This window comes from Massilia atriviolacea, assembly GCF_003953935.1.
GTDB lineage: Bacteria > Pseudomonadota > Gammaproteobacteria > Burkholderiales > Burkholderiaceae_D > Telluria_A > Telluria_A atriviolacea.
Map to the genome: position 1 here is coordinate 504,591 of NZ_RXLQ01000002.1, position 18,793 is coordinate 523,383.

At 68.1% G+C, this 18,793-nt stretch carries 9 protein-coding genes and 1 riboswitch; of the genes, 3 read left to right on the forward strand and 6 right to left on the reverse strand.

The window, feature by feature from the left end:
- Window positions 1-120 precede the first annotated feature (120 nt).
- Both EJB06_RS04820 and EJB06_RS04825 read right to left on the reverse strand, forming a co-directional pair.
- The gene (locus tag EJB06_RS04820; RefSeq protein WP_126072852.1) at window positions 121-507 is read right to left on the reverse strand and encodes a DUF2946 domain-containing protein; all 387 of its coding nucleotides are present in this window, start codon (window positions 505-507) and stop codon (window positions 121-123) included.
- A gap of 133 nt (window positions 508-640) precedes the next feature.
- Window positions 641-2,743: a TonB-dependent receptor gene (locus tag EJB06_RS04825; protein ID WP_126072853.1), complete on the reverse strand. Its 2,103-nt coding sequence runs from the start codon at window positions 2,741-2,743 to the stop codon at window positions 641-643.
- A 175-nt stretch (window positions 2,744-2,918) separates the two neighbouring features.
- Window positions 2,919-3,155: riboswitch (cobalamin riboswitch) on the reverse strand.
- 154 nt (window positions 3,156-3,309) lie between these two features.
- On the opposite strand from EJB06_RS04825, the gene EJB06_RS04830 reads away from it, so the two are divergent.
- From EJB06_RS04830 to EJB06_RS04840, 3 genes are read left to right on the forward strand one after another with little or no spacing between them, the layout of a single operon-like run.
- On the forward strand, window positions 3,310-4,362 hold the full coding sequence (locus EJB06_RS04830; protein WP_198420758.1) for a type 1 glutamine amidotransferase domain-containing protein: 1,053 nt from the start codon (window positions 3,310-3,312) through the stop codon (window positions 4,360-4,362).
- Window positions 4,363-4,370: 8 nt separating this feature from the next.
- Window positions 4,371-5,051 carry a response regulator transcription factor gene (locus tag EJB06_RS04835; protein WP_126072854.1) on the forward strand — a complete coding sequence of 227 codons (681 nt, stop codon included), beginning with the start codon at window positions 4,371-4,373 and terminating at the stop codon, window positions 5,049-5,051.
- Window positions 5,048-6,331 carry a sensor histidine kinase gene (locus tag EJB06_RS04840; protein ID WP_126072855.1) on the forward strand — a complete coding sequence of 428 codons (1,284 nt, stop codon included), beginning with the start codon at window positions 5,048-5,050 and terminating at the stop codon, window positions 6,329-6,331. The genes EJB06_RS04835 and EJB06_RS04840 overlap by 4 nt, the downstream gene beginning before the upstream one ends.
- A 109-nt stretch (window positions 6,332-6,440) precedes the next feature.
- On the opposite strand, the gene EJB06_RS04845 is transcribed toward EJB06_RS04840, so the two are convergent.
- The 4 genes from EJB06_RS04845 to EJB06_RS04860 all read right to left on the reverse strand — a co-directional run bounded on the left by EJB06_RS04845 (window position 6,441) and on the right by EJB06_RS04860 (window position 18,752).
- A complete protein-coding gene (locus tag EJB06_RS04845) occupies window positions 6,441-6,713 on the reverse strand; it encodes a hypothetical protein (RefSeq protein WP_164557815.1) in 273 nt (90 codons plus the stop codon).
- A gap of 160 nt (window positions 6,714-6,873) precedes the next feature.
- Window positions 6,874-7,620, reverse strand: a complete 747-nt coding sequence (locus EJB06_RS04850) for a Fic family protein (RefSeq protein ID WP_126072857.1) — start codon at window positions 7,618-7,620, stop codon at window positions 6,874-6,876.
- Between the two features lie 158 nt (window positions 7,621-7,778).
- Complete coding sequence (locus EJB06_RS04855; RefSeq protein WP_126072858.1) at window positions 7,779-8,504, reverse strand: hypothetical protein; 726 nt, start codon at window positions 8,502-8,504, stop codon at window positions 7,779-7,781.
- Between the two features lie 111 nt (window positions 8,505-8,615).
- The gene (locus EJB06_RS04860) at window positions 8,616-18,752 is read right to left on the reverse strand and encodes a Tc toxin subunit A-related protein (RefSeq protein ID WP_126072859.1); all 10,137 of its coding nucleotides are present in this window, start codon (window positions 18,750-18,752) and stop codon (window positions 8,616-8,618) included.
- Window positions 18,753-18,793 lie beyond the last annotated feature (41 nt).

The following is an 18,793-nucleotide window of genomic DNA, read 5'->3' on the forward strand; positions in this document are numbered from 1 at the left end:
CAGGACGCCTGCGCTTCGAACTGCACCGATTCGTGAGCGAAGTACGAAGTACTTGCCCAGAAATAGATGTGTTTTTGGCTGCCAGAACTTACATTTATTTCCGCTCAAATACTTAGGGGATCAGACCCGTGGCGGGCCGCGCGGTTGCGCCGCCGTCCAGGAGAATCCGGGCTTGGGCGCGTCGGGGAGGCGCGCGCCGGGCGGCGCGTCGGACAGGGCAAGCGCCAGCGGGCAGGGCGCCTGCGGCAGCAGGAGGATGCCGTTGCTGTGATGGCAGTACGGACAGTGCTTGAGTTTTCCTTCGTGCGGCGACGGCGCGGCCTCGCCGCCGACGCTTGCGCCGTCGGCCGCCGCCGCGCTGCCGGCCCGGCAGATGTCGGCCGAGAGGTAGGGCGCCGTGGCGTCGCCGGGCAAGGCGTGCGAGAGCGTCGGCGCGAGCAAGGACATGAGCATGGCCAGCATGGCCATCCAGCACGCCAGGGCAAACGCCTTGCGGTTCATGCGCATCGCTGGCACTCCGGGCACGCTGGCCCTGCCGTCGATCGTTGCGCTGCTCTCGTCATTAACATGCGAGGATTGTAACAGCGTACGATGAAAACCGGAAACGGCGGCAGGCCCGCACTGCCGCGCACCCGGCTCCTCAGAAGCGCCATGCCAGGCCTGCCCGCAGGGTGCGCATTTCGCCCGGATGGGTGTGGATATCGGCCACCGGCGCCGGCTCGCCCGGCAGCTGCGACTCGTAATAGTAGTCGATGTCGCTCACGCGGCGGTCAAGCAGGTTCAGCACTTCCAGGGTGAGCTTGAGGCGCGGCGTGACCCGGTAACCGAGCTTCATGTTGAGCAGGGCGGACGAGGGCGAGCGCACCGAATCGTCTTCCACCAGCGCGCGCGGACCGAAATAGCGCAGCCGCAGCCCGCCCGACCATGGCCCGGCCGCGCCGGACACACCGAGCGAGGCGGTGCGGCTGATCGAACCGGGAATGAAGGCGCCGGCCGGGTCGCTGTCGCGAAAGCGCGCGTGCGACCAGGCCAGGTTGGCGTCGATGATCCAGTCCCTGGCAGGGGTGTAGAAATTGGCCAGCTCGATGCCGTGGCGCCGGCTCGGGCGGCCTGCCTCGGTGGTGCCGGCGTCGCCGATGAAGATCAGTTCGGAATCGAGATCGAGGCGCCAGGCGGCGATGGTGGTCTGCATGCCCGGCACCAGGCCCGCCAGGCGCAGGCCGGCCTCCTTGCCCGTGCCGCGCACCAGCGGCGTAGCGCGTTCGATGGCGACGCCGTCGGCGTCCACCGCCAGGCCGGTCCTGGGATCGACGCTGCCGGTCACGCCGCGCGCGTCGTTGCTGTGGAAGCCCCGTCCCCAGTTCAGGTACACCTCCGCGTGTTTGCCGAGCGTGAAGATGGTCGTGAACTTCGGACTGGTGATGCCGGCATCGACCTTGCCCGAGTTGGCGGGGGTGTCGCTGCGCACGTCGAAGGCGTAGCGGTCCGAGCGCAGCCCGGCGACCGTGCGCAGCCAGGGTGTCCAGGCGGTGCTGTTGGACAGGTACAGCGCGCCGCTGCGCTCGCTAACCTCGTCCTCGCGCACGGTCGACAGGCGCCGGCGTTCCTCGCTCAGGTACAAGCCGACCGGGTCCAGCCGGTCCTCGCGCAGCTGGACGCCGAGCGCGGTCTCGGAAGCGAAGGGACCGAGCCCGTGGCGCCAGGTGCGCTCCGCGTTCAGGCCCAGGATGCGCCGGCTTTCGGCCTGGTGGAACTGGTCGCCGTGCCCGGGATCGTCGAGCGCATAGGTAAAGTCGCTGAACAGGTCGAGCCGCGACTTGATGAAGTAGGCGTTGACCCTGGCGCCGCCGTTGCCGAACTGCCGGCTCCACTCGCCGGAGAGGCTGTAGCGCGAGGTCTCGCCGCCATCCGTGGGCGCCAGGGTGCCGTAGCGGCCGATCAGGCCGGCGTCGAGCGCGCGCCGCGGCACCTGGTCGGTCGACGTCCATGAGGAATGCATGCCCATCGCCGTCACCCGCACCTCGTCGTCGCCGCGGCGCCAGCTGTACGAGAGCACGCCGTTGATGCGCTTGTAATCTTCCGGCGTCTCCCAGGGGCCGTCCTGGCCCGCGCGTTCGAGGGCGTACAGCAGCGTGCCGCCGGCGCGCTCGGCCGAATCGGCGACCAGCACGCGCTTGAAACGGTTCTGGCCCGCCTCCACGCTGAGCAAGCCTTGCTCCATCTGCCGCACGTAATCGAAAGCGGCCGCGCCGGCGACGGAAAAATCGCCTTCCTCCGCGTAGTAGGTGCCCTTCTTGTACGCGATGGTGCCGACCAGCTCCGGAATCAGGAAGTTCAGGTCCGAATAGCCCTGGCCGTGCGCGTTGGTCGGCAGGTTGACCGGCATGCCCATGACCGTGGTGCGGAAATCGGTACCGTGGTCGAGATTGAACCCGCGCGCGAAGTATTGATTGGCCTTTCCATCGCCGGCGTGCTGGGTCACGATCAGGCCCGGCACCGCTTCGAGCAGCTCGCCGGTGCGCAGCAGGGGACGGTTTTCGAGCTGCCTGGCGGTCACCGTGCCCTGGTTGGCCGAATCGGCGACACCGAGCGGTATCAGGCTGGCGGACACGCGCACTTGCTGGACGGGGGAGGGAGCATCGCCTTCGGGCGTGGCGTTGGCGAGGGCGGGCAAGGCGAGCAGCAGCAGGGACGACAGCAGGCGCAGCCGGGGCAGCGGCGCGCTAAGGTTGGTATTTTTCACGGGTACTCTCTGTTAAGGCCGGACTGGCCGGCCTGTTTTTTATACGGCGCACATCCCCGTGCACCGAGAAAAAAGAAGTGGCGGCCGACAGAGGCGTGATGGTCGATGGAGAGGTGGGAACGGCGGCATTGCGCGCGGTCCCGGACGATCCACAAACACGACAATTCCCGGCCGCTTGCTTCCATGCGTCCTGGCCGGTATCCGGGCTGACAGGTCGGATCGCCTCGCCTTCCCATGCCGATGGCACAGTGGACTACTGAGACAACCGGCCGCACCTCGTTGGACGGGATGCGGCGCCTGTTTTACCGTTGCGGGGACAGCACACGTTTGCCGCCGGCATGCCAGCGCGTGTTTCCCGTTTAACTGCGGCCTTCAGAGCAAGGCCGCGAGCACCAAAACCTGGCAATCATAAAGGCTGCTGAGTAATTTGGCAACGTTACTGCACGTTCACCTCGACATGAGCTCGGCGGCGGCGCCCTTTTGCCACCGGCGACATCCGGGCCGTTCACGTCCGGTTCACATTGCCCACGCTATCGTGATTCCATTCGACAACAATGGAGGTGGCAATGCTCAAGACACTCTTACGCGTGGGGGCCTGGCTGGGAGCGACCCTGGTCCTGCTCGCCGCTGGCGCGTATCTCTACTACCGCAGCCTGGGCCTGGACCAGCTGCCCAAGGCCAATCCGCAGGCCACCGTGGCCGACCTGGCGTTCCTGCACAACGCGACGACGCAGAAACGCGGGCGCATCCTGGCCGTGGTCAGCAGCACCGGGCGCGGCGGGCCTGGGATGAAGCGGGCCGGCTACGAGCTGACCGAACTCGCCCGCGCCTACTATGTGTTCCAGGCCAACGGCTACGAGGTCGACATCGCCTCGCCCAAAGGCGGCAAGCCGCCCGAACGGATCGACCTGGACGACATGGGCGACGCCGACTACGCTTTCCTGAACGACGCCGGCGCACAGCGCAAGGTCGCCGATTCGACCGCGCTGGCCCGGGTCGACGCCAGCCGCTACGCGGCCGTGTATTTTGTCGGCGGCAAGGGCGCCATGCATGACTTGCCCGACCACCCGGACGTGGCCCGCATCGTCAACGACATCGCCGCGCGCGGCGTGGTCGGCGCGGTCTGCCACGGGCCGGCGGCATTGCTGGGCGTGAAACGGGCCGACGGCAAGGCGCTGCTGGCCGGCCGCCGCATGACAGGCTTCACCAACGAAGAGGAACTGTTCCTGATGAAGGACGCGCGCACGCGCTTTGGCTTCCTGCTGGAGGAACGCGCCGTCGCCGAAGGGGCGCGCTTTGTGGCCGGCCCCAAATACATCGACAACACCATCGTCGACGGCCGCCTGGTCACCGGGCAGAACGCCTGGTCCACCTGGTCGGTGGCCGAAGCGATGGTCGCCGCGCTGGGGCACCGGCCCGTGGCGCGCGAGCGCACGGCGGAGGAAATCAGCGTGCGCCTGCTGGCCACCTACTACCGCGACGGCCTGGACGCGGCCCGCGCGGAACAGGCGGCGCTGCCGCGATTCGATAAAATGCTGGTGCTGATGCATTCGGTGGTGGCCGCCATGCAGTGGCGCGCGGCCGATGCCGTCAACCTTCAGCGCCTCGCCAACGGATAAGGAACCGGATGCCCCTGCATATTCTCGTCGTCGAAGACCATGCCATGCTCGCGCAAAATCTTGCGGACGGGCTGGCGCTGCACGGCCACACCGCCGATTTTGCCGATAACGGCGAACTGGGACTCAAGCTGGCCCTGGAACAGCACTACGACCTGATGATCCTCGACCTGGGCCTGCCCGGCATCGATGGCCTGGAAGTGTGCCGGCGCCTGCGCGCCAAGCTGACGCGGCGCATGCCGGTGCTGATGCTGACCGCGCGCGACGCCCTGCACGACAAGCTCGGCGGCTTCGACAGCGGCGCCGACGATTACCTGGTCAAGCCGTTCGCACTGGAAGAACTGCTTGCGCGCTGCAATGTGCTGGCGCGCCGGCACACGCTGCACCAGGACCACACCTTGGCCATCGGCAGCCTGCGCATCGACCGCCAGGCGCAGACGGTCACGCGCGAGGGGCGGGCGGTCAGGGTCAATCCGGTCGGTTACCGGATTTTGCTGACCCTGGCGGAGGCGCATCCGCGCGTGCTGACCCGTTCGGAGCTGACGCAGACCCTGTGGCACGACGCGCCGCCCGATTCGGACGCCTTGCGCACGCACCTCTACCAGCTGCGCCAGAGTCTCGACAAGCCCTTCGGCGGCGCCATGCTGCTGACGGTGCACGGAGTCGGGTTCAAGCTCGATGCCGGCGCATGAAGGGCGCACACTCCCTGCGCGCCAGGATGATGGCCGCGTTCGCGCTGTTTGCGCTGGCGACGGCGCTGTGTTTCAGCCTGTTCAGCGTGCTGTTCGTGTATTCGGTCGAAGACAGTTTTTTCGACAAGCTGCTGCGGCAGGAGGCCGCGCGCCAGGAGCACAGCTGGCGTGCCTCGGGCATGCCGGCCGCGCCGCTGCACGATAACATCGCGGTGCATCGCAGCCTGGACACCTTTCCGGCCGACCTGGCGCGCCAGATGGCGGGCGCGGCGCGCAAGGGCGAGTTTTTCGGGGACCAGGGTCGGCACTACCACGTGCGCACCCTGGTCCTGGGCGATGCCCCGGCTTACCTGGTGGCGGAGGTGAGCCGCGACCTGGTGGTGCGGCCGCGCATGCCCTTCATCCTCGGCTTTCTGGGCGTATCCACGCTGGCGATCCTGGCCGTGACACTGGCCGTCGGCTACTGGCTGGCGCGGCGCGCCACGGCGCCCTTGACGCGGCTGGCGCTGCTGGTATCGCAGGCCCAACCGGGCCAGCTGCCGCAGCGCTTCGCGCACGATTTTCCGGATAACGAAATCGGCGCGCTGGCGCGCAAGCTGGACGAGGCGATGGCGCGCATCGCCGCCTTCATCGAACGCGAGCAGCATTTCACGCGCGACGCCAGCCACGAGCTGCGCACGCCGCTGGCGGTGATCGAAGGCGCGGCGCAGTTGCTGGCGCAGCAGCCGATGCCGGCCCAGGCGGGCGCCCAGTTGCAGCGCGTGCGCAGCGCGGCGGCGCAGATGGCGCAGACGGTGGCAACCCTGCTGTCGCTGGCGCGCGAGGAACTCGACGCCTCACTGCCCGAGCCGGTGGCCCTGCTGCCGCTGGTCGAGGACGCGGTGGTGCAGTTTGCGCATCTGTTGGACGGCAAGGAAGTCGAGGTCAGCGTCGAGGTGGCGCCGGACGCGGTGGTCGAGAGCCATCGCGCGGCACTGGCGATCCTGCTGTCCAACCTGGTCGGCAACGCGTTCGGGCATACCCGGCAGGGCCTGATACGGATCTATATGGAAGGCGGCAGCCTGGTCGTGTCCGATAGCGGGCCGGGGATCGCGCCGGTCCTGCGCGAGCGCCTGTTCGAAGCGGGCGCCAAGGGCGAGGCCAGCGCCGGGTTCGGCCTGGGCCTGTCGATCGCGCGCCGGCTTGGCGAGCGTGTGGGCATCGCCATTGCGATCGACAGCGGCGCAGACGGCACCCGCGCGCGCCTTTCGTGGCATTGCGGGACAGCCGGCGGCGCGTAGCCTTAGCCGGGCAGTTTCGCTTTTGCGAAAATGACTGGCGCGTTATATTGACGTATACCCGGCAAGAATGCCGGGTAGGGCGAATCCGGGCACGATCAGCCGCGACTCTTTAAGCCTTTGAATCTGTCTTTGCTTTTGCTGGTGCGGCAGACTTGCCGGCTGATTTGGTTTTTGGGACTTTCTTGGGCGTCCCATTTTTTTCCAGTACCTTGGCCAGTTGCTCCCACGAGAATGTCAGGCAATTTACCGAGTTATTTGCTGGCCACCATTCGACGGAACCTTTACTGAAGACCAGTTTCCCCAGTTTGCCCTCTTTTCCGGCGACAGCGATCGTACTGTCCACTTTGTTGATATCGACTTCCTGACCCAGTTTCAATTTCAAGCTTGCCATCATTAACTTCCAGGTTATTAACGGAAATTTCATTTTAGCATTATTTATGGCAATAAGATCCCCAGTCGAGAAACGATGCCCGGCAAACCGACATACATAAAAGCAGCATTGCGATGCACGCTCAACGTCAGATCCGCACATCGGCTGGACCTTAGTCGCTGCGGTCCAGGCTAGCGTCTCGTCGCTGTTTCATTTCGGCGTATTTCACCGGTCCGGCCGGATCATCTCCCCTGTAGGCAATGTTGAGATCGATCCCCGCCGCCCCATCCAAACCATGAATTGACAGAATGCGGTCCAGCCGATCCGCGGCAGGGGGAATGGCGCATATCAGGGGTTCGAAGTAATTGTCGAGAATGCCTTTATCAGGCATCGCGAGCTCATTGGTTAAAGCCTCGAGATACGCATTCTTGGGAGAGGCTAACCAATTGATCGCGAATCCGGCGCGAGCGCACAGTTCGGAATGTACTAACAACATCGTGCGGCCGTTGCCATCCAAGAATGGATGGCCCCAAGCGAAACTACCCATCACCGTGCCGGGCTTGCGGCGCATGATCTTCGCGTCCGCTGCCATGCGCAGTCCCCACTCGATTGCGCGCTGCGAAAGGTCCGAGCGCTCGAACTGGACGCGTTCACCCTTTGAAAGGTATCTTCCCACATCAAGGCTGTGCCGATCCACGCCGGCCCATGGATAGAAGTGGCTGAACAAGATTCTGTGCACCTCCAGGAACGTTGCATAACTAATTGCAGGAGACTGTTGCGGGGACAGGTAATCCAGGGCTTCTTCGACGTTCGCCGTGAAATGCAAATGTTCCTGCACTCGCACAAAGTCCAGTTCAGTCAAGCCTTCGTGATTGCGCAGATACCCACGGGTGTCAACATCGCCGAATGGGTCGAACATTGTTGATCCTTGTCATTGGATTTGCGGTGGGGGGCGCTAGGTGTGTCATGCGTGCGCAGTCGGGACCGTCACGCAAACGGACTTTGACACCGGCTAAGTACTTGACCCGAAATAAATGTGAGTTCTGGCCAAAAACACATTTATTTCTGGGCGAGTACTTACGACAACAAGTATCGGCTGTCTTCTGCGGATGAGGCCAACTGCCCGGAATGAGCTGATGAATCGTACTTGTCTTTTTTCTCGAACAAATAATTGGTCATTAATCTGGACATCTGGGCGCCATTGATGACTTTTGCCTTGAACAGGGCGACCAGGATCTGGCCGGTAGCATCGAGCTGCACGTCGTCGCCCGAAGCGCGCGTGACTGCTTCCACCCAATCGTCAAGCCTTGAACGTTCGTATTGAATGTTGTGCTGCCTGGCCACAGCGCAAATATACATTGCCACGTTCTTTTGGGGGATCTGGCTGAGGTCTTGCGGCACTTCCGCTGGCGGCGGCAGTTGCTTGGCATTGCAATAACCAAGCACATGGTTGCCGAGCTGAAGTGCCTTGGAACGTCGGACTTTGCCGGTATCGACAAAACAAGTGTACAGTCCGAGGCGGTGCTCGATATGAACGAATGTCGCGTCGATCTGTTGCTTCAAAAAAAACTCCCGGAACGCCGCTTCTGGAGGGCCATTCAGTAATTCTGGACATCCACCGGGATTTTTTTTTGCCTTGGCAAACACGCCCGGTGCCATCCGCAGAAGCACACCATCGTCGATCAGTTTTCTGAGCGCAACGGTAAGTTGCGACTGCCCCCCCAAAGCGGCAAGTTCCGAACGCAGAATTACCTGCCCGTCCATGCGCTTGATCGAAATGCGAAGTTTGTCCAGAACAGTCATGCAATCATCCAGGGCAGTTCATTGTTTATCCCGGATTCTACCATATTTCCCCTTTATTTTCATGGACTTAAGGCAAAGTGCGCGCCCGCCGCGACGCCACGCGCTGTCACCTCAACAAGCCGTCGTGCACCCACCCCCGCACGGCCGGCCCGGCGGCAGGCAGCGGCGCGGCGGCCCCGCCTCGTACGAACACACCAGGTAGGCCTTGCGCAGCGCCCCCACATGCTGCGGGAACAGGAAGTCGCCGATCTTCACCGGGCATTCCTCGTCCAGCCACGGGAAGGGATACTCCAGCACGCCGTGATACAGGCAGGGCCAGTCCACGCTCGCCACGCAGGTCAGCAGATACCGCTCGCAGCACTCCTCGCTGTCGCTGGCGCAGCCGCAGCCGGGGTCGGGCACGAACTCGATCTCGTGATTGCGCACGCCTTGCCCGGCACAGGTCTCGAACCAGATTTCGACGCGCCGCATGCGCACCGGCCGCTCCCCCGGAAGATAGGGGAACATGGCGCGGCTCATGCGCAGGCCCAGCGCGCGGCAGCCTTCGTCCGACGGCGCCGGCTTGCCCTTGAAGCGCTGCCACGATTCCGAGAAATCCTGGCGCCAGTCGAAGAAGCGCAGGGCGCCGCCGGGCAGGATGCAGGACGCCTCGGCCCAGCTGGCGTCGCGCAGCGCGCTGCCTCCCTCCCTGGCGGTGTAGCTCATCTGGAACAGCACGTCGCTGACGCTGTCGACATCGAAGGCGTTGTGTTCGGCCGGCAGTTCGATGCGCCAGCGGCTGACGGCCCCGGCATATTCGAACGGCAGGTAGCGCTCGTCGCGGAAATTGAGTTCGAACAGGCCGCTGTCGTTCTGCCCGCTCGACGTGGCGATCGCCTCGGTCGCGCCGAAGCGCTTGACGATGCGCGGATCGTCCAGGCTGGCCCGGTAGCGTTTGCCGTCGCAGCAGCCGCAGGCGCACGCGCCCGGGCAGCATTCCTGCATGTCGGTCAGGGCCGGGTCGACCCGGGTGGCGCTGGCGAGCAGGGTCAGTTTGCAGTGCACCCCGCTGGCCGGTCCCGTCACCGCCGGGATGGTCAGGTTGATCGACTTGATCCTGCGCAGGTAGTGCCCCGGATACTCGCGATCGAAGCGCCATTCGGGAATCTCGACTTCGCAGGCGCCGGTCGCCTTCAGTTCGAGGAAGGCCAGCGGGAAGTCCATGCGCAGCGACAGCCGGGTCGTCAGTTCCTGCTCGCGCCGGTGCTGGTCGAAGTAGGCTTTTTCCATGCCGCGCAGGGCGGTGGTCAGCACGTCGCCGGCCAGCAAGCCTTCGTGCAGACCGTCGTGCGACGGCACGGCAAGAAACTGCTGCGCGCCGAGTTCGCGCTCGAACTGGAACGCGCGCTGCGCCTGGCGCGCCCAGCACCAGGCGATGTCGGCCATCTGCCGGTGCAGCGCCGCCGTTTCCTGTTGCAGGAAGAGGTAGAGGGCGTGGTTGGTGAACTTGTCGCGCAAGAAATCCTGCACCTCGGCGGCTTGCTGCTTCTGCCGTACCTGGCTGTTGAGCTGGCGCAGCGAGGCGTCGCGCCGCCGCTCGGCGGCCAGGATCTGGCGTTCGATCTGCTCGATCTCGACATCGAGCACCGAGACCTGGAACACCCAGTCGGCTTCGCGCCGCACCCAGCCGCCATCGGTCAGCGCCAGTCCCGCTTCGGTGCCGAGCACGTCGCCGACCGTCAGCAGGATGCGCGCGGCCGCCGAAAAGGCGTGCGCCAGCTTGGTCCCGATCGGCATCTGGAACACCGATACGGGCGATGAGGCGACCCCGGCGACCCCGGTGGTCATGTCGGGAATCAGGTTCATGACCTGGGCAATGGCTTCGACCACGTTGCCGGCCGTGCGGCTCGCCATCGATCCCTGGGTCAGATTGCGGTAGGCCTGTTCTTCCCCGATCAGGCCGCCTGCGATGAGGTCGGCGTAATACTGGCGCCGCGTCTGCGCCGCCTGCTTGCTCTTGCGCAGGGATTGCACCGTCCAATCGGCCTCGCGCCATTCCATCTGGCGGATGTCGGCGGCCAGGCTGGCCAGCTCGCGCTCGTGCGCCATGCGCAGCGCCGCCAGGAACTCGGCGTCGCCTTTTTCGTAGGCGGCCAGCAGCGCCGCGCCGAAACCACGCACCTCGCCGGCCGTCGCCAGTGCCCGTTCGATCAGGAACGGGAAGCGATACGGACTCGGAGGGCAGCAGCAGGCGTCGTCGTCGGCGCAGGCCGCCTCCAGCTCCTTCCAGCCGCGCCGCAGGGCCGCCTCGCCCCAGTACGAGCGCTCGCCGCGGGCGGCGCCGGCCAGGCGCGCCTTGCCCAGGCAGCGGTGCAGTGTGGCCAACTGGTCGTCCAGGCGGTCGTACAGGTCCATCAGGCGCGGATTGAGCGGCGCCAGCCGGGGCACGAAGGCCGCCACCGTCGGCGGTGTGGGGTCGTCGTCCTGGCCGAAGAGCGTGCGCGGGCGCTGGCCGAGGTAGCGCGCGGCGGTGTCGAGCCGCAGCCGCGCCAGTGCATGCGCTTCGCCGTTGTTGCCGCACAGTGCCGCGTTTGCGTGCTCCAGCAGGGTTTCCAGGTAGGCCAGCACGGTGCTGCGGCGGCGCGCGTCGACGCCGCTGTGCGCCAGCGTATCGCAGCAGGGATCCTCCCGGGTCGTGCCCGGCTGCTGGCGCGCCACGCGCGCGCTTGCCGGTTCCGCGCCCGCGCGGCGGGCTGCGGCGCTGCGGGCGCGGCCCCGCGCCGGCACCGGTTCGTCGTTCGGCCCGCGCTCGTGCGGCGGCGGATCGTCCGGCTGGCGCACCGGCGTGCGGCAGGTCGACCAGCGCAGGTCGATCCGGCCCGGCGCGCCGAGCGCCTCGTACCATTTCAGCGCCGCCTCGTGGCGGCAGTGGCTGCGCAAGGCGCCCGCCACGGTCATGCTGGTGGCGTACAGCGACGGTTCGAGCGGCGCGCCGGGGCTGAAGAACACGAAGAAGGGATACGCTTCCAGGCCGCCCAGTCCGGGCGCCAGCGGCAGCGAGCCCGGCGTCGGCGCCAGCACCTGCGGCAGCACCACGGCGCTGTCGGGCGCCATATCGTAGCGGAAGCCCCATGGCGAGCTATCGGCATGCCCTTGCGGCAAGGGCCCGGCGTGGGTGATGGTAAAGCGCAGCGTGTCGCGTTCGCGCCCGGCAAATTCGAGCCTGGCCTGGCCCGGCGCGTCCGACACATGGGCGCCGCCGTCCGAATAGCGCGGCGTCTGGAACTGGCCGTTATGCACGCGGCACCAGGCCAGTCGCACCATTTTCCTGCTCGGCCATGCGAGCAGCTTGGGCAGCTTGTCGGCGCGGTGCCAGTCGGAGGTGGCGTCGTTCGCGGTGCTGCCCCAGGCGGCGTCCTGCGGCAGGGCCGGCTGGTCCGGATTGAGGCTGGCCGGGTCGTGGTAGCTGCCGTCTTCGAGCCAGAAATAGTATTCGTCCATGACCGGCGCATGCACCTCGCCGCATTGGGCGCAGCAGCTTGCGGGAGCCGCGTGCGATGGCGCGAAGCGCGACCAGGCCGACGGCTCGCCGGCCGCGGCGATGCGCAGGAAGCGCGTACCCAGGCGCACCGCGGCCTCGATCCACAGCGGCAGGCGCTGCGCCTGGGCGTCCCCCGGCACCTGGGTGCTCAGGTCATGATCCTGGTCGGGCAGCGGCGTCGGCCGGTCGTCGCGATTGCCGAACTGGCGCTGCGAGGCCGCCAGCCAGGACGGGCGCGCATGGCGCTCGGGGCGTCCCGTCAGGCCCAGGTTTTCCGGCTGCGCGAGCTGCGCCAGCTGCGACGGCTCGCGCTGCTGCATCGGGGCGATGCCGGGATGGGCCGGCCAGTGCGGACCGGGCCAGTACTCCTTGCCGCCCGGCGCCGGGGCGCTGAAGGTGGCGCTGCGCAGTTCGCGTTCGAGCAGGCGGAATGCTTCGGTGCGCGCGGCCTCGCCATGTTCGGCCCACTCGACGTAATTCTCGGAGTACAAGGTGCGGCGGCGGCAGGCCTGCCACGTGGCCAGGCTGGCGAACAGCTTGTCCCAGGCCCTGGAAAACGCCGCCGTCACCGGCAGCGTCGGTTCCAGCGACAGGCGGGCCCGCTCGACGAAGGCGTGCACGGCGCCGATGGCCTCCTCGATGCGGCTCGCCTTCTGGCAGATGCCGGCTTCGACGTCGAGCAGCAGCAGGGCGCTCAGGTCGTTCGGGGTGCGCGCATGGCTGCCCGGCGCGAACGGCAGGGCCACCCGGTCCTGGGCGGTCAGGTAGGCCAGCAGGGCGCTGCGCGCGCGCTCGCGCAGGGCGTTGTTGAGGGTGTCGATGTCGGCATAGCGGCGCGGGTGGCCGCGTTCGATCATGCCGTTGCGGTAGAACGCCGTCAGGCCGGCATTGGCGCCGGCCAGCGCAGCGTCGGCATCGGCGGCCCACAGGCCGGGCGTGGCCGCGCCGAGGTCGAGCGGCACCACATGCCGGAGCAGCTGGCGCACCCAGAGCGAGGCGCGCCACACGCGATTCGCCCAGCGATCGTCGGCCAGCATCAGCCAGTCGGGCGCGAGGCCGCTGTGGAACTCCAGCAGCAGGGGGGCGTGATCGAGGTCGATGCCGAGGTCGAGCAGCAGGGGCAGCACGTCGTCCGGCTGCTGGTTGGACGCTTCCACGAAGGTCAGCCAGGCCTGGCGCCCGGACTGGCGCGCCACCGCGCGCCGCATCGCGGCGTAGTCGGCCAGCCGTTCGAACCAGTCGAACAGCGCCTGGCGCCGTTCGGGCGAGGGCGCCGAACGCTGGTCCGGCACGGCCGCCGGCTTGCGCTCCGGGTCGCCGTCGTAGGTGTCGCCCAGCGGCAGCAGGTTGACATCGAACCAGGCGCGATGCGAGGTGGCCGGCGCACCCGGCACATAGCTCACGCCCGCGAACAGCGCCGGCGCGGACAGCAGGTAGTGCATTTCCGAGACGCTGGCGCGCGCCGGCAGCCGCGCCGACAGGCGCAGCCGGTGCGACAGCAGCAGGGCCTTGAAGGCGCGCTGGTAGGTGCGCCGGATGTCGCGCAGGCTGCCGCTGTACTGCGCTTGCAGATAGTCCTGCGCGGCCGGCGCCAGGTTCTCGTCGCCACGCAGCGGCCCTTCGGCCACGTCGCGGTACAGGCGCTCGGCCGGCATGGCCAGGATGCGTCCGCAGGTATCAGGCCCGGCGTACTTGACCGTGAAACCGGTGCGGGCCGGCGCCAGTTCCAGCTTTTCGTCGAACTCGGGCGCGTCTTCCTCGAAGTCGATATCGATAAAGTACGCGCCGCGCTTGAGGTGCAGCGGCGCCGAAACGTGGTCCGGCGCCTGTTCGCCATCCCAGCGATAGTTAAGCAGCAGCCAGGTCTTCTGCCCGCGCCGCAGGTTGACGCGCCAGCGCTGGTGGCCGCAGCAGGCGAACTCGGGCGCTTCGCCGTCCGGGCTCGGCGCGCCCGCGAAGAAGGTGCAGGGGCCGCCTTCGTCGACGATCAGCACGCCGCGCCAGCGCACCGTAAAGCCCTCGGCGCCGCCCAGCGCCATGCCGTCCGACTCGCGCAGGGCGAAGCCGTTGCGCAGGATCGCGAACTTCAGCGCCGCGCCGGGCGCGGGCAGGCCGAGTTCCGGGATCACGGTCGGGACCGGGGCGTTCCAGTGCGAGCGCGCCGCGCCGAAGGCGAGCATCGGCCCGCGCGTTTCCTGCCAGGTCCTGCCGCTGTCGCTGCGGTAGTCGCCGAGCAGGCCGGTGCCGGCCAGCGCCGTCAGCGCCGCGTAGGCGCCGCCGGCCGGCTGCGGCCACTGGAAGTCGGCCGGGGGCTTGCCGTCGTCCGCCTCCCATGCCGACATGGCCAGGTTCTCGTCGCCGCGCAGGCTGCGCAGGATCAGTGGCGCCAATCCTTCCTCGACGTCTTCGCCGTCGCTGGCGTGCGCCACATGGCAGGAAAGGTGCGCGGCCACCGCTTGCGCGCGCCAGGCAAAGGCGAGGAAGCTGCGCGCAAAATAGGCCCAGCGGCGCTCTTCGTCCGCTTCTTCGATCAGGGCTTGCTCGGCTTCGTGCAGGTCGGCGAACAGGAAGGAAAACCGGGCCAGTTGCGCGCGCGGGCTGAAGTACAGCTGCTGGACGGCCCGCATCTCGTCATGCGTCAGCTGCTCGATGGCGTTCAGCTTGGCCAGCACGGCGCTATCGCGCAGCGGCAGCGCCGTGAACAGTTCCCTGGCGGCCGCGTCGTACTGGAAGGGGCCATCGGGCAGCTGGTTCCACATGCCGGCCCGGGTGTCGAGCAGGCTGGTACGGTACTGCCATGCCTGCGGCCCCGAGGCCAGGCCCAGGCGGCGCATCATGGCCGGGAAGAAGTGGCTGGCCAGCTCGCGCAGCGGATCGCTGCCGGGGGCGGGATCGTAGCCGAAGTCGGCGCGCATGGCGCTGTCGAGGGCGAACCAGCTCAGGCACGCGGCCTGGCCGTCGTCGACGCAGACCTCCAGCAGCGCGCGGCGCAGGCGCCACAGGTCGAAGGGATGGCCTTCTTCGGGGTAGTCGAACGGTTGTTCCAGCGCTTCGGTGCGGTCTTGCTGGAAGAAGGGATCGTCGCCGCTCACGTGCTGGTCGGCCGAGAACAGGTACAGCAGTTCGCCGCTGCCGAAGGACGAGGCCTCGATCTTGGCCAGGATTTCGGCAAAGCGCAGCGTGCCGGTCGGCGCGCTGTGCCACGGCGCGCTGGCGGGCGCGAAGCCGGCCAGCACCGACAGCGCATCGAGATTGGCGCGCAGGATCTTCATGACCTCCGGCGCGCGCCGGCGCCGGCCTGCGTGGGCATGTTCGCGTTCGGCGCGGTCCTGGATGCGGGCCAGCAGGTGATCGACCGCCCAGGCGTGCGACGGGTGGGCGGGGCCGGCCCACAGTCCCAGCAGGCGGCGACGGTCGGCCCCGTGGGCGCCGGGCGCCGCATACGGGTCGACGCCGAGGTCGAGCCCCCAGTCGTCGCGCAGGATCTGGAATGCCGCCAGCTGGCGGATGAATTCCGGATTGATGCTGGTGCCGTTGAACAGGCCCAGCACCTCGGCGATGTCGGCCAGTTCGGTGAAGCTGTAGCGCGCCCCCGCCACGCAGCGCAGGCTGCGCCACAGGCGGATGAAGACCATCAGGCGGCGCAGGGCGTCGTCGAGCGAGGCGCGTCCGGGCAGGCGGATCAGCAGGTCGTCCGGGCAGCACGGCTCGCACGGCGGAAACCCGGTCTCCCGGTCGGGCTCCTCCTCGCGCGGGTTCGGCACCCGGCCGCGCTCGAAGGCGACGAAGCCGGACTGCCACAGGTCGAGGAAGTCGCAGTAATCGAGGCCGGTGCGCTTGAGGAACTGCGGCACGCGCAGCACCACCACCTTCCAGCTCACGCCCTCGTGGCTGTCATTGGGGAAGCCGTACATGGTGCGCAGCAGCGCCGGCCCGATGTTGTTGCGGTACAGGGTGTCGTATTCGGCCGGCGACAGGCACAGGTATTCCAGCGCCAGTTCGATGCGCACCGGATAGCGCCACAGGTGCTTCTGGAAGTCGGCCGCTTCGGCGTTGGCGTCGAGCGCGTACTCGGTGATATTCTCGCGGAAGGCGCGCATGGTGGCATAGCGGCTCACGCCCATGGCGCGCAGGTAGCTGCGCGATACATCCAGGGTTTGCGCATACGGCAGCGCGGGCGCCGAAAAATCGGCAGCCAGCTTGACGTAGGCGTTCGGCAGCGCACCCGGCGCGGCCGGGCTGGCGTGTTCGGGCAGCGCGGCGAACAGGGTGGCCGGCGCGTGGCCGTCCCCCTCGTCCGCCACCTCTTCGCCGGCGCGCCGCAGCGCATGTCCGCCCACCGTGGTGGCGCCGCTGTCGCGCACGATGCCGGAGGCGCCGCCGTCGGCCAGGTATTCGAGGTTCTCGTTGACGATGTCGATCAGCGGAATCGGGGTGTGCAGGTTGGCAGCTGTCGCCAGCAGCGTTCCTGGCGCGCCGCGCCGGGGCGCGATCAATTCGGCCAGGGTGGCGCCGCTGGCCTGCGGCGCGTCGCAGGTGGCGCCGATGCCGGTGGCGAGCAGGTCTTGCAGGTATTTCACGGGCCCGAAGGGCGAGAGGTGCCAAGGCGGGATGCAGTTAATCAGGGACGCGTCGGGATTGACCGCCGAAAACGGCCCGGCTGCGGGAGGTTCCGCCGCCGGGTTGGCGCCGCCGGCGGCTGCCTGGATATGCGCCGCCCACGGGTAGGCGATGGTACCGCTCAGCGCATGCGCGAATTCCGGCGCGCCCAGCGCCCGGATCGCGGCGCGCGAGGTGTAGCCCCTGGCGTACAGCGCTTCCATCAGGGAGAAGCGCAGGCCGGCCGAGGTCCCCGCAATGTCGCTGGCGGCGGACAGCTCGCCCAGCGTGCGCAGCGCTTCGAGCAGCCAGGCCTGGGCCTCGGCGTCGTTCGGGAAGACCGCCGCCAGCGCGGTGGCGATGGCCGGGTCGGACCAGTCGGCCACCGGCAGGGAAAAGCCGGGCATGGCCGCCAGGAAGGCCTTGAACGGGTCGCCGGCCGCCAGTGCGATCGAAGGCGCGGACGGCGCCGCGCCGGGATCGGGCGCCGCCACCGTCGCCTGCACCTCGAAGAACTTGCGCAGGCGGCGGATGAAGGCGGCGACCCGCTCTTCCGGCGTGCCGGGCCTGGTAAACTCGGGCAGCAGCTCGACCCGGGCCGGCAGGAACCAGGTGCGCCAGGCGGTGGCGTCGATGGCCTTGAGCGCGGCGACGCTGCCCACCGGGATGGCCTTGATGGCCGCCAGCAGGGTGTTCGGGTCGGCCGGATCGGGCAGGACGGTTTGCTGCAGCACGGCGGCCAGCACCAGCTCGAGGTGGCCCGGCACCAGGGCGGCGGGGAAGGGGCTGGCCTGCCAGAAGCTGTCGATCGACGGCGCCGCGTGCGCCAGCCATGCCGTCAGCAGCGTGCCGACCTGCGCGTTGAACACGGCCAGCACCGGGTTCGCCGCGCGCCCGCGTCCGATCGCCGCCAGGCGCCGCGCCGCGTTGTCGGGGGTGATGGCGCCGGCGGCGATGGTGCCGGCTTCGCGCGCCGCCTGGATACTCGACGCCAGGTGCTGTTCCGATTCGTCGGTGGCCATGCGGTAGCGCTCCAGGGCGCCGATGCCCGGCGGGAGCACCACCGCCAACGCATAGAAGTAGGCCGCCGGGACCGTGAAGTCGAGCAGCAGCGGCGGCGCGTCGGCGATCACCACGTCGGCTTCGCGCAAGGTCGCGCCAGGCGGCGGCGGGAGAGCGGCTTCGATCGGGAAGCGCAGGCCGACCCGGCCCGGTCTGGCGCTTTGCTGCTGCGCCCACACGGCGGCCGCCGCCGAAAACACATACTGGGCCAGGCGCTCGGCGTTGGCGTCCTGCAGCGCGTAGAAGCCGAGCAGGCTGGCCTCGTACTGCAGGCGGTCCATGTCGGCCTTGTCGCGCTCGTCGTCGTCCCAGGCCGGGAGCACGGTTTCGGGGCGGGTATACATTTCTTCCAGCGAGCGCTGGTGGGGACGTTCCGGCGCAGGGGAGATCTGGCGGTTCCAGGTGATTTCGCGCGCGATGTGGCGCGCCTGCGGCAGCGTGAGCGCGCCCTGGCTGGCGAGCGTGGCGCCGCCCGGGTCCTGCGCCAGCACCGCGTCGATGGCGGCGGCCAGCGGCCCGAAGGCCGGCGCGCTGCCGTCGGACGGCAGCACCACGGCGCCGGCGCCGGCGTCCGGATCGGCCAGGGCCACCACTACCGCGGGCGGCTCGGCCTGCATGTAGTCGGTGGGGTCGGTCGACAGCGGCGCGTCCGGCAGGAGCGCGACGTTGAAGTCGAGGCGCTGGTAGGCGACCAGCACGCCGGCCTGGCGGATTTCCAGGCGCAGGTCGCTGCTGCCCGCTTCGGCGGCGGGCAGGGTCACCGGAATGAGCGCGCTGGCGACCGCGTTCAGGCCGATGATGTAGTCTGGCCGCGCCGGCGGGGCGGGCGGGATGATGGTCAGGTGCTGGACGATTTTCTGGGTGGCCGGCGTGAAGGCCGGCCCGACGGCCGCGGGGCCGCCGTTCGGGACCCAGGCGCCGCTGGCCTGGCCCAGCAGGGTGCCGACTGCCGGGTCGCCGAAGGAAAGATCGAACAGCTTGATCGACAGGTCGTCCAGATAGCGCGTGAAGTCGGCGCCGCTGGTCGGTTTTGTCGGGGTGAGGCGGACGATGATCACTTGCGGCATGAGGTGTCTCCTGTGGTTGAGCCTCGGATGCGATGGACGAA

Excerpts from the sequence above, each read along its gene's own strand:
- EJB06_RS04860 (WP_126072859.1), bottom strand. The coding sequence starts at position 18,752 with ATGCCGCAAGTGATCATCGTCCGCCTCACCCCGACAAAACCGACCAGC.
- EJB06_RS04835 (WP_126072854.1), top strand. The coding sequence starts at position 4,371 with ATGCCCCTGCATATTCTCGTCGTCGAAGACCATGCCATGCTCGCGCAA.
- EJB06_RS04830 (WP_198420758.1), top strand. The coding sequence starts at position 3,310 with ATGCTCAAGACACTCTTACGCGTGGGGGCCTGGCTGGGAGCGACCCTG.
- EJB06_RS04855 (WP_126072858.1), bottom strand. The coding sequence starts at position 8,504 with ATGACTGTTCTGGACAAACTTCGCATTTCGATCAAGCGCATGGACGGG.
- EJB06_RS04850 (WP_126072857.1), bottom strand. The coding sequence starts at position 7,620 with ATGTTCGACCCATTCGGCGATGTTGACACCCGTGGGTATCTGCGCAAT.
- EJB06_RS04820 (WP_126072852.1), bottom strand. The coding sequence starts at position 507 with ATGCGCATGAACCGCAAGGCGTTTGCCCTGGCGTGCTGGATGGCCATG.
- EJB06_RS04840 (WP_126072855.1), top strand. The coding sequence starts at position 5,048 with ATGAAGGGCGCACACTCCCTGCGCGCCAGGATGATGGCCGCGTTCGCG.